We start from the raw sequence: 15,673 nt of genomic DNA on the forward strand, positions 1-15,673 counted from the left end.
GTCGCGCGCGTTCCCGCACGGTGGGTTCACCCATCGTGCGGTGGGTTCCTGACCGGTGTGAAGGGTGCGGAACCCACAACACGGTGGGTGAACCCACCGTGCGGCGGAAACCCAGAACCTCCTTCGGCCGCGGCACGGCGCACGAGCGGAGATCGGCTCGTATGAGGTCGGCTGCGCCGGTCGTGGCGCCGGTGGTCGTGCCGGGCTGGAGACGGGAGCTTGGACAGGTTGTGGTGGGTGTGGACTGGTTATTGCTTGTCCAAGGTCCCGGGCGGGTGTGCAAGGTCCCGGATGGGTGTGCACGGTTCCGGCTGGGTGTGCACGGTTCCGGCTGGGTGTGCACGGTCCCGGATGGGTGTGCAGGGTCCCGGCTGGGTGTGCAGGGTCCCGGCTGGGTGTGCAGGGTCCCGGCTGGGGGTGCAAGGTCCCGGGCGGCTGTGCAGGGTCCCGGATGGGTGTGCATGGTCCCCGGATGGGGTGCACGGTCCCGGGGGAGGTGCATGGTCCCGGGGGAGGTGCACGGTTCCCGGATGGGTGTTCGCTGTCCCCGGGGCGGGGCTCAAGCCCCGGCTGCGGGGACACGCGCGGGCGTACAGCGCGGGCGCCGACCCGGTCACCCGGGTCCGGACCCGCCACGGATCAGTCAGGAGACCCAGATATCCCCTCGTGTTGGGGGTTGTCTGCTCGTACACCAGCAGAGAACGCCCAACACGAGGGGTTGACCCATCGCACGAACCCCGCCCGCATCGCCCGCGCGGGAATGTCGGTGGGCGCGGCTAGTGTGAGTTGTGATGAGGAAGCAGCACGAGTGGTACGACGAGCACGACGCGGAGCGCTGGGTCGCCGAGCCGGTCAAACGGCCGGGGCGGACGGCGTTCGCTCGTGATCGGGCGCGCGTTCTGCATAGTGCCGCGCTCCGCCGGCTGGCGGCCAAGACGCAGGTCGCGACGGCGGGCAGCGACGACTTCGTCCGGAACCGGTTGACGCACAGCCTCGAGGTCGCGCAGATCGGCCGCGAGCTGGCCTCGACGCTCGGTTGCGACCCGGACATCGTGGACGCTGCCTGCCTGTCGCACGATCTCGGCCATCCGCCATTCGGGCACAACGGCGAGCGGGCGCTGGACCAGATCGCCGCGGACATCGGCGGCTTCGAGGGGAACGCGCAGACGTTGCGGTTGCTGACCCGGCTGGAGTCGAAGACGTTCGACGCCCAGGGTCGCAGCGTCGGCCTCAATCTCAGCCGCGCGACGCTTGACGCCGCGACGAAGTACCCGTGGCCGCGACGCGCCGGTGAGCGCAAGTTCGGGGTGTACGACGACGATCTCGCGGTGTTCACGTGGTTGCGCCAAGGCGTGGGGGAGCGACGCTGCCTCGAGGCGCAGGTGATGGATTTCGCCGACGACGTAGCGTATTCGGTGCACGACGTCGAGGACGGGATCGTCGCGCATCACATCGATCTCGCCACCGTGGACGCCGACCCGGCGCCGTACTGGGCGACGGTCCGGCAGATGTATTTGCCTCAGGCAACCGATGCCGAGCTGGACGAGGGCTGGGCGCGACTGAAGGCGTTGCACTACTGGCCGAGTGCGGCGTTCGACGACAGCCGGCGTGCGCTGGGCGGGCTGAAGGACCTGACCAGTCAGCTCATCGGGCGGTTCGCGACCGCCGCGGAGCAGGCGACGCATGCCGTGTTCGGTCGCTCGCGCCTGATCCGCTACGAGGCCGATTTGGTCGTGCCGGACGGTGTCCGGACCGAGATCGGGCTGCTCAAGGGCATCGGCATGCACCACGTCCTCAACTCGCCCGAGCGGCAGGCCCGCCGGGCCCTGCAGCGCGAGCTACTCACCGAGCTCGTCGAGGCCCTGTGGAAGACGGCTCCGCGGCACCTGGACGTCGCGTTCCGCTCCGACTTCGAGACGGCGGCCGACGACGACGCCCGCCTCCGCGTCGTGGTCGACCAGGTCGCGTCGCTCACCGACCCCTCGGCCCAGGCCTGGCACGCCCAGCTGGTCGAACGCTGACTCGCCCGACCCCGCGCCGACAGGGTCGCGAGGACTATGGTTCGGTCATGGCTGATGCAGAGCAGATCGTGATCGTCGGTGCGAGTCTCGCGGGGGCGACCGCCGCGGAGACCCTGCGGAAGGACGGCTGGAGCGGCGGCGTCGTCCTGATCGGCAGCGAGCAGTCGCTGCCCTACGAGCGGCCGCCGCTGTCGAAGGGCGTCCTGCTCGGGAAGGACGAGACCAGTTCCGCGCAGTTGCACGACCAGCAGTGGTACGACGACAACGCGATCGAGCTGCGCCTCGGCAGCACCGCCACCGCGATCGACCCGGCCGCGCACACGGTCACGCTCGACGACGGTTCCCAGGTGCCGTACACGAAACTTCTGATCGCGACGGGCAGCCGGGTGCGTACCCTCGACGTACCGGGCGCCGACCTGCCTGGGGTGCACTACCTGCGCACGGCAGAGGAGTCGCAGGCGCTGACCGACGCGTACGCCGCGAAGCCGCGCGTGGTCGTGGTGGGTGCGGGCTGGATCGGTCTCGAGGCGGCGTCGGCCGCGCGTGAGCGTGGCTGTGAGGTGACGGTCGTCGAGCCGCAGTCGACGGCGCTGGCGTCGGTGCTCGGGGAGCAGATCGGCGAGCTGTTCGCCGAGTTCCACCGGCAGCACGGCGTGCAGTTCCGGTTCGGCACCGGCGTGGAGGGCTTCGAAGGGACCGACAAGGTCACCGGTGTGAAGGTCGGCGGCGATGAGGTGATCCCGGCGGACCTGGTGGTGGTCGGGGTCGGCGTCCAGCCGAACACCGAGCTCGCCGAGCAGGCCGGGATCGAGGTCGCGACCCGCGACAACGGATCCGGCATCGTCACCGGTCCGGACCTGCAGACCTCCGCCGCCGATGTGTACGCGGCCGGCGACGTGGTTCGCTGGGACCACCCGCTGTTCGGGCGGTCCGTCCGCGTCGAGCACTGGCAGAACGCGAAGGACACCGGCGCCTCGGCCGCCAAGGCGATGCTCGGTCAGGACGTGGCGCACGACGCGATCCCGTTCTTCTTCACCGACCAATTCGACCTCGGCATGGAGTACGCCGGGGACGTCCCGCGCGGCACGTCGTACGAGATCGTCCTGCGCGGCGACCCGAAGTCCGGCGCCTACTTGGCGTTCTGGCTCGGCGAGGACCACCGGGTGCTGGCCGGGATGCACGTCAACACGTGGGGTGCCATCGACGCGGTGCAGAGCCTGATCCGCTCCGGCAAGCAGGTCGACCCGGCGCGGCTGGCCGACACCTCGGTGGACCTCGCGGAGATCTAGATCGGGGAGCTTTCGATCGGGTAGGTGACGTAGGCGAAGGCGGTGCTGTCCGGCGACCAGCTCGGCACGTTCATCGTGCCCTGGCCGCCGAACAGGCTGGTCAGCTCCCGGACCTCGCCGTCCTTCGTCAGCAGCCGCAGCCGGACGTCTTCGATGTCGGCCGGATGCCCCTCGGTGCCGGGCGGGAAGCTCACGTAGGCGATCGCCGAGCCGTCCGGCGCCGGGTGCGGGAACCAGTTCACCTGCTCGTCGGACGTCAACTGCTCGGCTGTGCCGTCGGCGACCCGGATCCGGAACAACTGCGCGTGACCGGCCCGCTCCGAGTTGAAGTAGATCCACTCACCGTCCGGGCCGTATTCCGAGCCGTCGTCGGCGAACTCGTCGTCGGTCACCTGGACGTCGGCGCCGCCCGCGCTCGGGATCGTCCAGACGTTGGTGATCCGCCGTTCGCCGACCCATTCCAGTCCGATGTACGCCAGCGTCGTACCGTCCGGCGAGACCCCGTGCAGGTAGTGGCGGAACTCCGGCCCGCGGTCGTTGGTCACCCGGCGACCCGGTCCGCCCTCGATCGGTACGGCGTACACGTGACCGTCGGCCGCCGAGACGTACACGGTCCGGCCGTCCGGGCTGACCACGTGGTCGTTGTTGATCGCCGGCACCCCGCCGAGCTCGATCGGTTCCAGGCCGTCGCCCACCCGGTACAGGAGCCCGTTGCCGTTGACAACCAGCGTGCCGTCGGGGAGCCAGTTCGGGGCCTCGAACAGCACGTCGTCGGAGCGGAACACCAGCCGGTGGGTCCCGGTCGCGACGTCGACGACGTACAGCTCGGAACGCTGACCTGGGCGAAGAGTACGTGGCATACCCGTCAACCTACGTGATGCGCAAGGATAGACTCGCGGGGTGGCAGGCCGGATCAAGGAAGAGGACATAGCGCTGGTGCGCGAGCGCGCCCGGATCGACGACGTCGTCGGCTCGTACGTGACCTTGAAGAACGCCGGCGGGGGCAACCTGAAGGGCCTCTGCCCGTTCCACGACGAGAAGTCGCCGTCGTTCAACGTCACCCCGGCCCGGGGGTTCTTCTACTGCTTCGGCTGCCAGGAGGGCGGCGACGTCATCGACTTCGTCCAGAAGATCGACCAGGTCACGTTCTCCGAGGCGGTCGAGATTCTCGCGGCAAAGGCCGGTATCCAGCTGCGGTACGAGGACAGCGGCGCGCCGGTGCAACGCGGCCCGGGGAACCAGCGTCCGCGGCTCGTCGAGGCGCACAAGATCGCCGCGGAGTTCTATGCCGACCATCTCTTCGGGGCCCCCGAGGCGTCGATCGGCCGGCAGTTCCTGGACCAGCGCGGCTTCGACAAGGACGCCGCGGTGCACTTCGGGGTCGGGTTCTCGCCGCGCGGCGGGGAGGCCCTGGTCAGCCACCTCCGCGGCCGCGGCTTCACGAACGCCGAACTGGTCGCGTCCGGGTTGGCCGCCGACGGGCAGCGCGGGCTGTACGACCGGTTCCGCGGCCGGTTGATGTGGCCGATCCGGGACGCGTCGTCCGATGTGATCGGGTTCGGCGCGCGGCGGCTGTTCGACGACGACCGGATCGAAGCGAAGTACCTGAACACGCCCGAGACGCCGATCTACAAGAAGTCCAAGGTTCTGTACGGCGTGGACCTGGCGCGCCGTGAGATCGCCAAGGGGCGCCAGGCGGTGGTCGTCGAGGGCTACACCGACGTGATGGCGTGTCACCTCGCGGGCGTGCAGACCGCGGTCGCCACCTGCGGTACGTCGTTCGGCGACGACCACGCGCGGGTACTGCGGCAGCTGCTGCTCGACCACGATCAGTTCCGCGGCGAGGTGATCTTCACCTTCGACGGCGACGAGGCGGGACAGCGGGCCGCGGTGAAGGCGTTCTCCGGCGACCAGGCGTTCGCCGCGCAGACGTACGTCGCGGTCGAGCCGGACGGCCTGGACCCGTGCGACCTACGCCTGCAGAAGGGTGACGCCGCGGTCCGCGAGTTGATCGGCCGGCGCGTTCCGCTGTACCGGTTCGTGCTCCGCAATGTGCTCGCGAAGTACGACCTGGACCGGGCCGACACCCGGGTCGATGCGCTGCGCGATGCGGCCCGGTTGGTGATCAGCATCCGGGACCGGTCGAAGGTGGACGCGTTCACGCGCGAGCTCGCCGGACATCTGGGGATGGACGAGGATCAGGTGCGCTCCGAGGTCTACAAGGCGGCGTCGCGAGGTGGCGCGGCAGCGCCTTCGCAGGCGGCCGCTGAGGGGCAGCAGGTCACGGTCCGGCGCGCGGACGTACCGTCGCCGCGCGACCAGCGGTTCGTGATCGAGTGGGACGTGCTGAAGGTCGCGATGCAGCACCCGGCCCTGGTCGGTACCGCGTTCGACGAGCTCGACGACCAGGACTTCACCCACCCGTGGCTGGCCGCGATCCGGGCCGCGATGGAGAAGGCTGGTGGTCCGGCCGCCGCGCCGCCCGGCGAGGCCTGGGTGGTCGCCGTCCGCGAAGCCGTCGGGAACGACCCGGCCGCCGCGGTCGTCGGCGCGCTGGCCGTCGACCCGTTGCGCCTCGGCCGGGAGCCGGACGAGCCGTACGCGCTGGCGCTGCTCGCGCGGCTGCAGGAGCTGACCTGCGCGCGACGCATCCAGGACCTGAAGTCGAAGCTGCAGCGGACGAATCCGATCGACCGCCCGGACGAGTACAACCGGATGTTCGGCGAGCTGATCGCGCTCGAGGCCTACAAGTCCGAGCTGCGGAACCGGGCGATCTCCGGGGCGATCTAGATCTAGCGCGTGTCCTCGGGCATGTCCTTCAGGCGTGCGACCAGGCGGGCGGTCTGGTTGCTGTACTCCGTGGCGAACTCCTCGCTGTCGGGGTCGAGGCCGAGCGCGCGGGCGATCTGCGGGAACACCACCGGCGCCGAGGCCAGACCGAACAGCGCGAGCGCCGCATGCCGCGGGTCGAGATCGGGTGCGAGTTCGCCCTCGTCCTGCCGGCGTTTGAAGTCCTCCACCATCGCCCGGAACCGGGCAGCCTGACCCTCCCGGTCGTAGTCACTCGTGTCGCGATCGACAGCCTGGCGGACGAGCAGCCGCAACAGGTCCGGCTGCGCGATCGCGGCACCCGCGTAGGCGCCGACGACATCGCCCAAGGACTCCGCGTCGGCGGTGAGCTCGGGCTCACTGGCCCGCCAGCGGTCGGCGACGGCGCGGAACAGGCCCTCCTTTCCGCCGAAGTAGTACGAGATCAGTTGCTTGTTGACGCCTGCGCGGGCAGCGATCTCGCTGACCCGCGCGCCGGCGAACCCGTGCGCGCCGAACTCGACCACCGCGGCGTCCAGCAGCAGCTGCTTGCTGCGCTCGGGGTCGCGCTGCCGTTGCTCGGGCTCCGGTGATCTGCGCACGAAAGTCATAGTAGCGGACCTTCCATCCGGCGTGCTAACTTAATCAACCACACGGATGACAAAGTTTTCTGTACGGATGATTGGAGTGTTCGATGAGGGTAGCGATCATGGGTGCCGGGATCGGCGGCCTGACTCTCGCGCAGGGCCTGCTGAAAGCGGGCGTCGACGTCACGGTCTACGAGCGCGATCCGTCGCCGCAGCACCGCAACCAGGGCTACCGGATCCACATCAGTCCGGTGGGGGAGGAGGCGCTCGCCGCGACGCTGCCGTCGGCGGTGCGGCGACGGGTGATCGCGACGGCGACCCAGCCGGGTGATCTCGTGGCCGGCTTCGACCATCAGCTGGACTCGCAGTTCGAGCAGGTGTTTCCGATCGCCGGGCCGGATGCGGTCACCTCGGTGGATCGGTATGCGTTCCGCCGCGCGTTGATGACCGGGCTCGACGACGTACTGCGGTTCGGCAAGCAGTTCACGTCGTACGCCGAGGGGCAGGACGGGGTCGAGATCTCGTTCGCCGACGGGTCGTCCGCGGCCGTCGACGTCCTGGTCGGGGCCGACGGCGTCGGATCGGTGGTGCGCTCGCAGCTGCTGCCGGACTTCGATGTCGTCGACATCGGGGTGCGCTGCGTCTACGGAAAGGTGCCGGTGACGCCGGAGGTTCGCGCACTCGCTCCGGAGGCGTTCCTGCGCGGGTTCTGCTACGCGAGCGGCCCCACTGGGTTGGGGGTGGCGTTCGCGCCGACCCTGTTCCGCGAGCCGCCCGCCGAGTACGGCGACTATCTGATGGCCGTCCTGGTCGGGACGAACTCGCTCCTCGACGCATCGGACGACGAGCTCTTCGGGATGGCTGCGCCCGAGCTGTGGTCATTGTTCACGCGATCGGTGACCGACTGGCATCCGACGATTCGCGCGCTGATCGCTCGTGGTGAGCCGGACGCTGCCTTCCCGATCACCTTGCGGACGTGCATTACCGTCCCGACCTGGACATCTGCGCGCGTGACGCTGCTCGGGGACGCTGTCCATCCGATGACCCCGGCAGCCGGCGCCGGCGCGAACACAGCCCTCTGGGATGCCGCGCGTTTGACGCAGGCGTTGATCTCGGGGGAGGACCTCGCGATCTATCAGCAGGAGATGGTCGCGAACGGGCAGAAGGCCGTCACCGAGTCCCTCCAGAACGCCGAACGCATGTTCAACGTCACGATCGCAGCCTGAAGCCGATGGACTCGTGGACCTCGGGGAGGCAGCGAAGCATGACGAGCGCAGCGTCGTGCCGGGCGCGCGCGTAGAGCTCGAGCGAGGGCGTCACTGCCGCCGGATCGTCAAGCGGCTCGGCCAACGGGTAGGTGGAGGCGAGCGTGTAGGCGCAGCCGGTTGCGACCACCGCCAGCAGGTCGTCCTCGCGTGCGGCCGGGTATTCGTCGCGATAGGCGAGGAGCAGTTCGGCGAGACCGTCGATCCAGCCGTCGCCGAGCACCACCGTCCGCGGGTCACAGCCGATCCTCGCAACCTCCCAGGCGGTGAAGCGCGGGCCCGGCGGCTGAAAGTCGATCACGGCGGCGACCTCGCCGTCGCGCAGCATCAGATTCGGAGAGGCAAGGTCGCCGTGGACGATCTGCATCGTGAGCTCGGGCAACTCCGCCAGGATTGCCCCGGCCCGATCGAGCAGGGCCCGCCGCTCCTTCGCCGCCTCCCAGGCCCAGTGCTCGAACGGGCTGAGCCACGGCCGCCCCGCATACCCTTCGATCACTCGTGCGAAGGACTGCCCGGCCCGTCGAATGTCGCGCACCTGCACGGCGGGCCGCCGCGTCGGCGCCGCGGCTGGGTGCTCCGCCAGCCGCCGGTGCAACCGCCCCAGTACGGCTCCGACCGCACTCCACCTCGTCCCGGAGATTCGACCTTCAGCCGTCTCACCGTCGACGTACTCCCACAACGACATCGGCGTACGCTCGTCGATCAGCCCACCGGCACGCGTACGCCGTACCGCCGCCGTCGGGACCCCGCCGCGCCGGGCAAACTCCGACAGCTCGATTGCCGCCAGCTCACGTTGCGGATCGCCCCTGTAGAGCTTGGCGAACCACCGCCGTCCGTCCGCGTCGACCACCCGGTAGTTGACCGTGTTGGTGCCGGCCTGGATTCGGACCAGCTCCGTCGCACGGACGCCGTACGCATCCTCCAGAGTTCCGTTGAGATCAGTCAGGATCGTTCCCCGTCACACCGTCGATCGCTTCACGCAAAACATCAACATGGCCGGGTGTGGTTGATCAGCCCCGCACCCATGGGTGCCTCAATCGGTGCGGCCTTTGCGGCGGCGGTTGATCGCGCGCTCGACCTCGCGTTGCGCGTCGCGTTCGGCGAGGACCTGGCGCTTGTCCCACGTCTTGCGGCCGCGGGCGAGCGCGATCTCGACCTTCGCGCGGCCGTCCTTGAAGTACAGGCTGACCGGCACGATCGTCAGCCCGCCCTCGTTCACCTTCCGCTCGATCTTGTCGATCTGCGCGCGGTGCAACAACAGCTTCCGCTTCCGGCGCGACCCCTCGACGAACCACCGGGCCTGCGAGTACTGCGGGATGTGCACGGCATGCAGCCAGAGCTCGCGGTTCTCGACCATCGCGAAGCCGCCGGCCAAAGACGCGCGCCCCGCCCGCAGCGCCTTCACCTCCGGCCCCTGCAGCACGATCCCGGCCTCCCACGACTCACCCAACTGGTAGTCGTGTGCCGCCCGCCGATTCCGCGCCACCACCGGCTCACTGTCGCCCTTCTTCACCCCCCAATACTGCCTGACCCGCCAACACTCAGGCCAAGGAGATTCCCGGGGGCGATGCTTGCCCACGACCTGTGCCACGGGTCCGCTGGGAGCGACCAGCACTCTCGTCACGTTTATAGCGACGACAACCTGAGTCTGCGGTGGTTCAATGAGCCGATGGCGACAAGGCCACGCGAGGGAGGGCGCGCCGGCCGGACCGTACTGGCTCGTACGGTTGCGGTCGTTGCTGCCGCGTGGTGGGTGCTGCTGTTCTTCGGGCTCATCGATCTGCTGGTGGGCATCATGCCCGCTGAGTTCCCGAGCAGCTTCCGCCCGTTCATCGTGCTGGAAACGAGCTGGGGGTTGCTCTACACCGTCCTGATACCGCTGCCGCTGATCGTGTGGGCCGTCCGCCCGGCGGGATGGGTCGGACCGCAGATCGCCGCGGTCGCGGCGGCGCTGCTGGTGACAGGCGTTGCGGCGGTTGCGGCCGGCCAGATCCTGGTGGCATTCCTCGTGGCAGCATCCGCAGCGTTTCCGCGCATGTGGCGTACTCGGAAGGGCTGGTCGATCCACGCCGTACGGACGACGCCAGCACTCTGGCCGGTCGCCGCACTGGTCGTACTCGGCTTCGGCGTGGCCCTGGTGCACGCGTGGGATGTCCTGGCGCTGGCCCGCGCCGGGGTGGACGACGACGACACGTGGGGCTTGAAACACCTGCCCATGCAGGCCGGATTCGCTCTCGCTGTCCCGGCATCAGCCGCCGTCGCCGTACTCGCGATGGCGAACCGCATGCCCACCTGGTGGTTCGCGATCGTGCCCTCGACCGCCTCCGCCATCTGGTTCGGCATCACCTGCGCGCGACACCCCGACCTCCTCGGCAGCCTCGGCACAGCCCCAGGCCGGCTCGCCGTCGCCTGGGCGACCGCAATCGCCGTAGCAATCTGGATCACCGGCCACAGATCCACCGCCACCACCTCGGCTTAGGACTCTGCCGCACAGCGTTCGATGCGTTTCCGCCAAGATCACAACCTGTTCGTGCCAGGGACCAGCGTTACAGACCGGCGCGCCGTTGTACCGCGCGACAATGACGGTGTGGCAGACGATCCGAATACGGTCGCGTTCCGGCTGTGGCCGCCGATCGCGATCGGTGCACCGCTCGTCGTGGGTTGGGTGGTGACCGCGATCTGGGGTGATCCGGTCGGCCTCGCCGGATGGCGGATACCTGTGGGCGGCATGCTCGTGCTGCTCTTCGTCGCCTGGAACGGGTGGTCGTTGCGGCTGTTCGCCCGCCGCCGCACCGGTCTGCTCCCAGGCCAGTCGACGAGCGCCGTGATCGAAGAGGGTCCGTACCGTCTCTCCCGCAATCCGCTGTACGTCGGACTCCTCGCGCTCTACCTGGGCCTCGCGTTGCTGATCCCCACCTTCTGGGGCCTGGCCCTCTTCCCGGCCGCCGTCGCCCTCGTCCTCTGGGGCGCGATCCTCCCCGAAGAACGATTCCTCCACGCCCGCTTCGGCCCCCGGTACGACGAGTACGCCCGCCGCGTACGCCGCTGGCTGTAGCGCTGTTCGCTCGCACCGCGAGTGGACGAGGCCAAGCGCCGTCAGGGGCGTGTGGTCCCGGGCGACGGCTGCGGTCGTGGGGCGTCCCAACCGTTGCGCGCTGCGTGAAACCCCAGTTGGAGCCGGGTCTCGGCGCCGACGGCATCCTTCAGGAACTTGACTCGTCGTTGCACTGTGCGGAGAGAGACCCCGAGCTGATGGGCGATGGCGCGGTCTGTGAGGCCCGCGAGCAGGAGCGCGAAGATGCGGGTGTCGAGTTCGGTCAGACCCTCAGCCTGCGAGCTGATGGTTGAACCGCGGTCCAGCACGAGGGGCGTCGCCTTTCGCCACACTTCGTCGAACAGCGCGATCAGCCCGTCCAGTAGGCCGCTTTGGTGGACCAGCAGCGCATCGACCGAGCGGGATGGCGAACCGAGCAGCGGGACGAGCGCCATCTCGCGGTCCACGACCAGCAGCCGAATGGTACTTCGGGCACCACGCGAACCTGTTCGCCCGCTGCGAGGGCGGTGGTGGCACCGGCCACCACGCCCGGCCGGGCCAGTGAGGCGCGCTCGAGGACCACGTTGAACCGCACGCCGCGCCGGGCCGCAGCGGGCTCGGTGGTGTTCTCCTCACCGGGAACGGCGAGCACGTCGGACTTGGTCAAGGAGAGCACCTCGGTGCGGGCCGCGGCTTGCAGCTGCAGGAACCGCTGCGTGACGGCCTGATCGCCATAGACGACGTCGACCACCTCGCCGGCGCGGTGTTCGACCTCGGCCCGGCGGTAGGCCTCGGCGAGGGCAGCCATGGCGATCTCGGCCCGCTTGAGATCGTCATGGCGTTGTGCCAGGAGCGCGGCCAGGGCGACCGTGGGTGGCGAAGCCACATGACGGCCGGGGTTCGTGCCTGAGCGCGCTGCCAGACCGAGTCGTTCGAGGTCCGCCAATGCGGCCGCGGCGTCGCCTCGGGTCATGCCGAGTGTGCCGGCGAGTTCCGTGTCGTCGGCGGAACCCATGTCGATGAGCGTGCGATAGACGGTTTCCGCGGGCTCTCCGAGCCCCAATACCTCGAACACCACGCCTCCGTCTCGCCCGGGCGACCGTCTGGCGGGCAGTGGCCGTGGCGGTTTGCCGCCAGCCTTAGGTCGTCACCACTGTGGCAAGTTTGCAACAGGTGCGACGGGGGACTCGGCAGCGCACGCCAGAGAACGGAGAGACGAATCTATGCGTCGGATGACGACACTAACCGCGGCCATGATCACGGCGGCCGCAGCCGTGGTCGGGCCCGTGGCGATCGGCGGCCCGCAGGCGCCGTCTGCGGCGGCCGCGACCCCGGACCGGGCAGAGCCTTCGACGGCTGCGAAACCAGGAGCGGTCGAGCGGCACGACGTCACGCTGATCACCGGGGACCGGTTCACCGTCCTCGGTGTTGGCACGGCCGCGGAGCGCGTGATCGTCCGTGAGCCCGTGCGAGCAGGCGCCAGGATTCACCGCTTCCGTGTCGGCGGCCGCTTGCACCTGGTTCCTCAGGACGCACTGCGCCCTCTGGGCACCGGCCGCCTGGATCTTCGGTTGTTCGACGTGGCGTCGCTGATCGAGTCCGGCTACGCCGACAGCGACGCAGGAGCGATCGGCCTCGTCGTCACCGGGGTTGAGGCGCCGGGGGGGGGTCGCGGCCAAGGGTTTCGAGGGTGCCGAGGTGGTGCGTGAGCTGAGCGCGGTGGACAGTGTTGCCCTGCGCGCCGACGCCGATCACCTCGATCGCCTGTGGCCGCGATTGCGAGACAGCGTGACGGCCGATGACGAGGCTCGCGTCTGGCTCGACGCGCGCATACCGCTGGCCCTGGACACCAGCCGCAATCTCGTCGGTGCGCCGCCGGCATGGGATGCCGGGTACGACGGTACGGGCCGCACCGTGGCCGTCCTGGACACCGGTGTCGACGCCGGGCATCCCGATCTCGTGGGCAAGGTCCGCGCCAGCAAGGACTTCACGGGCGAAGGCCAGGCCGACGTCGGCGGCCACGGCACGCACGTCGCGGCCACGATCGCGGGCACCGGTGCCGCATCCAGTGGTGCCTACCGAGGAGTGGCTCCGGGCGCGACGCTGCTCGACGGCAAGGTCTGCGGCGTTCAGGACTGCCTGACGTCGGCCATCCTCGAGGGCATGGAATGGGCAGCCGAGCAGGGGGCGCAGGTGGTCAACATGAGCCTTGGCGGCTGGAACCAGCCGGGCCTCGACCCCATGGAGTTGGCGGTCGAACGACTGACGGCGAGTCACGACGTACTCTTCGTGACCGCAGCCGGCAATCTCGGTGCGGCTTCGAACGTCTCGTCCCCCGCCAGCGCACCCTCGGCCCTCGCAGTCGGCGCGGTCGACGACGATCGCGCCATCGCGTCATTCTCCAGTCGCGGCGACGTCGACGGGCTGGTCAAGCCGGAGATCGTAGCGCCTGGCGTGGGGATCACGGCGGCCCGTAGCAGCGCGTCCCCCGGCTCCGGGCCCTATCTGGAGCTCTCCGGAACGTCGATGGCGACGCCGCACGTCGCGGGCGCCGCCGCCGTGCTCGCGCAGCGCCACCCGGATTGGTCGGCGGCGCAGCTGAAGTCCGGTCTGGTCGGTGCGGCCTCGCCGTTGCCCGAGGCGCCGTCCGTTGCGCAGGGAGCCGGACTGCTCGACATCGGCCGGGCCGTCGCCGAGACGGTGGTCGCCGCGCCGAGTGCGGTGATGTTCGGTCGGGTCTGGGACCTGCCCGATGCTCCGGTCACGCGAGCGGTCACCTACCGCAACTCGGGTTCGGAGCCAGTTACGCTGAAGCTGTCGTTCGCTCCAACCACGTCGGACGGGGCGCCCGCTCCGGCCGGCATGTTCCAGCTCAGCGCCGACGAGGTGACGGTCCCAGCGAACGGATCGGCCCAGGTTGAGGTGACCGTCGTTCCGCGCGTCGAGGTCCCGGAGGGGTACGTCGGCGGCCGGCTCGTCGCCACGGCAGGGGCCGCCGCCAGGGTGTCGACACCGGTCGGCCTTCTGCGCGACCAGGCGGCCTTCGATGTGACGCTGCGGCAGGTGCCGCGTCCGGGAGCGGGCCCTGCGTACGCCTATGCCTTCGCGTTCGGGCTCGACCGGTCCTCCTACGCCTATATCTCCGCACCTGTCGACGCGGACGGAACCGAGTTACGGCTGCGAGCCGGCCGCCACATCGTTGTGCACGGCATCGAGACCGACGAACACTCGAGCCTGCTGGTGCAGCCCGAACTGGTTGTCGACAGGCCCGATCAGGAGGTGATCGTCGACGCGCGGAAGGCGCGGCCGATCAGCATCACGCTGCCCGACCCGAGGGCTCGGCTGCGGTTCGCGGAGGTGGCCACCAGCATGCCCAAGACGTACACGGACGAGTTGGGCTCGACGACTGCCGACTACGCCTACCTGATGACCGGGAAGTACGACCAGTCAGACCCGTTCGCCGGCGAACACTTCGGCCAAGCCGGACCGAATCGTGACTACGACGGTGTCACCACCGAGCTCTCGACCACCTGGAGCCGTCCTCGCGCAGACGGGTCGCTGGCTGACAGTCCTGAGGTGTATTTCCTGAACTGGTTCGGTTCGGGCCGGGCCTACAGCGGTTCGGTGGAACGCGTCCGCGCCAATCAGCTGGCCACCGTGACGTCCACCTACGCGGCGCAGGCGCAGGGCGCACGGGGTGCTGTGTCGATGAACGGGACCCGGGAGAACGGCGCCGACGCACCGAACTCCCTCGAGATGTCCTTCCCGCTGCCGTTCAAGCGCACAGAGCACTACAACAACGAGCGTGTTCGGTGGGAGCGGCACTTCCTCGAAATGGCGCCAGGCCTGGTGGAGCTGGCTGCGTCCGTGCAGGAGCCAAAGCACTACGTTCCACCGCGGCGCTACACGGAGGCCGTCAACGAGGGCGTTTTCGCGCCGTCGGTCGCTGCTCCGACTCATGGCGGCTGGGCCCGGCGCGTGGGCAACACGATGGTCGTCCGGCCCCCGACCTTCGCTGACGGTGCGGGCCGGATCGGCGATGCCGCGACCACGCAGGAATCGACCACGCTGTATCGCAACGGCGTGAAGGTCGCCGCGGCGCCGCGTTCCGGCTACCGGATGGACTGCGACGACCTCCCGCCGGCGATCGCACTCGACGAGCTGTGCCCGACCGGCCTGACGGCAGACGTGACCGCGGCTGACGGTTTGTACCGTCTCGTTGTGGCAGCTGAACGAGGGGCCCCACACGCGTTGTCGACGCGTGTGACGGCCGACTGGACGTTCCGGTCGGCGACGGTCGCCGGCGAGCGGCCGAAACCGCTGCCGCTGACGACGCTTCGCTTCGCGCCGGACCTCGACGCACACAACGCCGCGCCTGCCGGACGCACCTTTACGCTGCCGGTCCTGGCCGAGCCACAGCCCGGTTCGGCAGCAGGAACCGTCAGAGACCTCGCCGTCGACGTCTGCTACGACGACGGCGCAACTTGGCAGCCCGCGCACATGGTCGCACAGGGACCCGGCGGACGCTTCATGGCCAGACTGCGACACCCGAAGGCGGCCGGATTCGTCTCCCTGCGCGCGCACGCAACAGACACTCGCGGCAACACCGTCAAGCAAACCGTCATCCGCGCCTACCGCATCGGCTGACCGTCATGCATCAGGCCTCGTC

The 15,673-nt window shown here is 69.6% G+C and carries 14 protein-coding genes; 8 read left to right on the plus strand and 6 right to left on the minus strand.

The annotated features are described in order from the left end of the window. The first annotated feature begins 791 nt into the window (after positions 1 to 791). Positions 792 to 2,021, plus strand: a complete 1,230-nt coding sequence (locus AB0B82_RS27355; RefSeq protein WP_360174444.1) for a deoxyguanosinetriphosphate triphosphohydrolase — start codon at positions 792 to 794, stop codon at positions 2,019 to 2,021. Between the two features lie 47 nt (positions 2,022 to 2,068). Further along, on the plus strand, positions 2,069 to 3,310 hold the full coding sequence (locus AB0B82_RS27360; RefSeq protein ID WP_360174447.1) for an FAD/NAD(P)-binding oxidoreductase: 1,242 nt from the start codon (positions 2,069 to 2,071) through the stop codon (positions 3,308 to 3,310). Here the strand turns inward: AB0B82_RS27360 and AB0B82_RS27365 are convergent. Further along, positions 3,307 to 4,170, minus strand: coding sequence for a biopolymer transporter Tol (locus AB0B82_RS27365; protein WP_360174450.1), 864 nt, complete (start codon positions 4,168 to 4,170; stop codon positions 3,307 to 3,309). The genes AB0B82_RS27360 and AB0B82_RS27365 overlap by 4 nt on opposite strands. 40 nt (positions 4,171 to 4,210) lie before the next feature. On the opposite strand from AB0B82_RS27365, the gene dnaG reads away from it, so the two are divergent. Beyond that, the gene (gene dnaG / locus AB0B82_RS27370) at positions 4,211 to 6,100 is read left to right on the plus strand and encodes a DNA primase (protein ID WP_360174453.1); all 1,890 of its coding nucleotides are present in this window, start codon (positions 4,211 to 4,213) and stop codon (positions 6,098 to 6,100) included. Positions 6,101 to 6,102: 2 nt separating this feature from the next. Here dnaG and AB0B82_RS27375 read toward each other — a convergent pair whose 3' ends face one another. Beyond that, positions 6,103 to 6,729: a TetR family transcriptional regulator gene (locus AB0B82_RS27375; RefSeq protein WP_360174456.1), complete on the minus strand. Its 627-nt coding sequence runs from the start codon at positions 6,727 to 6,729 to the stop codon at positions 6,103 to 6,105. A gap of 83 nt (positions 6,730 to 6,812) precedes the next feature. Between AB0B82_RS27375 and AB0B82_RS27380 the strand changes: the two genes are divergently transcribed. Beyond that, positions 6,813 to 7,931 (plus strand): NAD(P)/FAD-dependent oxidoreductase, encoded by a 1,119-nt coding sequence (locus tag AB0B82_RS27380; RefSeq protein ID WP_360174459.1) that lies wholly within the window; start codon positions 6,813 to 6,815, stop codon positions 7,929 to 7,931. Here the strand turns inward: AB0B82_RS27380 and AB0B82_RS27385 are convergent. Both AB0B82_RS27385 and smpB read right to left on the minus strand, forming a co-directional pair. Continuing rightward, positions 7,915 to 8,919, minus strand: a complete 1,005-nt coding sequence (locus tag AB0B82_RS27385) for a phosphotransferase (RefSeq protein ID WP_360174549.1) — start codon at positions 8,917 to 8,919, stop codon at positions 7,915 to 7,917. The genes AB0B82_RS27380 and AB0B82_RS27385 overlap by 17 nt on opposite strands. A gap of 84 nt (positions 8,920 to 9,003) precedes the next feature. Beyond that, positions 9,004 to 9,483 (minus strand): SsrA-binding protein SmpB, encoded by a 480-nt coding sequence (gene smpB, locus AB0B82_RS27390; RefSeq protein WP_360174462.1) that lies wholly within the window; start codon positions 9,481 to 9,483, stop codon positions 9,004 to 9,006. A gap of 156 nt (positions 9,484 to 9,639) precedes the next feature. On the opposite strand from smpB, the gene AB0B82_RS27395 reads away from it, so the two are divergent. Together AB0B82_RS27395 and AB0B82_RS27400 are read left to right on the plus strand one after the other, a co-directional pair. Beyond that, complete coding sequence (locus tag AB0B82_RS27395; RefSeq protein ID WP_360174465.1) at positions 9,640 to 10,449, plus strand: hypothetical protein; 810 nt, start codon at positions 9,640 to 9,642, stop codon at positions 10,447 to 10,449. A gap of 108 nt (positions 10,450 to 10,557) precedes the next feature. Further along, entirely contained in the window at positions 10,558 to 11,025 is a 468-nt protein-coding gene (locus tag AB0B82_RS27400; RefSeq protein WP_360174468.1) for an isoprenylcysteine carboxylmethyltransferase family protein, read from the plus strand. Positions 11,026 to 11,066: 41 nt separating this feature from the next. Here AB0B82_RS27400 and AB0B82_RS27405 read toward each other — a convergent pair whose 3' ends face one another. Both AB0B82_RS27405 and AB0B82_RS27410 read right to left on the minus strand, forming a co-directional pair. After that, on the minus strand, positions 11,067 to 11,459 hold the full coding sequence (locus AB0B82_RS27405; protein ID WP_360174471.1) for a helix-turn-helix domain-containing protein: 393 nt from the start codon (positions 11,457 to 11,459) through the stop codon (positions 11,067 to 11,069). Then, on the minus strand, positions 11,375 to 12,079 hold the full coding sequence (locus AB0B82_RS27410; RefSeq protein WP_360174473.1) for a hypothetical protein: 705 nt from the start codon (positions 12,077 to 12,079) through the stop codon (positions 11,375 to 11,377). The genes AB0B82_RS27405 and AB0B82_RS27410 overlap by 85 nt, the downstream gene beginning before the upstream one ends. 211 nt (positions 12,080 to 12,290) lie before the next feature. On the opposite strand from AB0B82_RS27410, the gene AB0B82_RS27415 reads away from it, so the two are divergent. Then, positions 12,291 to 12,713 (plus strand): hypothetical protein, encoded by a 423-nt coding sequence (locus tag AB0B82_RS27415; protein WP_360174476.1) that lies wholly within the window; start codon positions 12,291 to 12,293, stop codon positions 12,711 to 12,713. Next, a complete protein-coding gene (locus AB0B82_RS27420) occupies positions 12,706 to 15,651 on the plus strand; it encodes a S8 family serine peptidase (protein ID WP_360174479.1) in 2,946 nt (981 codons plus the stop codon). The genes AB0B82_RS27415 and AB0B82_RS27420 overlap by 8 nt, the downstream gene beginning before the upstream one ends. Positions 15,652 to 15,673: the final 22 nt, after the last annotated feature.

The sequence above is a fragment of the Kribbella sp. NPDC048915 genome (genome assembly GCF_040649595.1).
Classification (GTDB): domain Bacteria; phylum Actinomycetota; class Actinomycetes; order Propionibacteriales; family Kribbellaceae; genus Kribbella.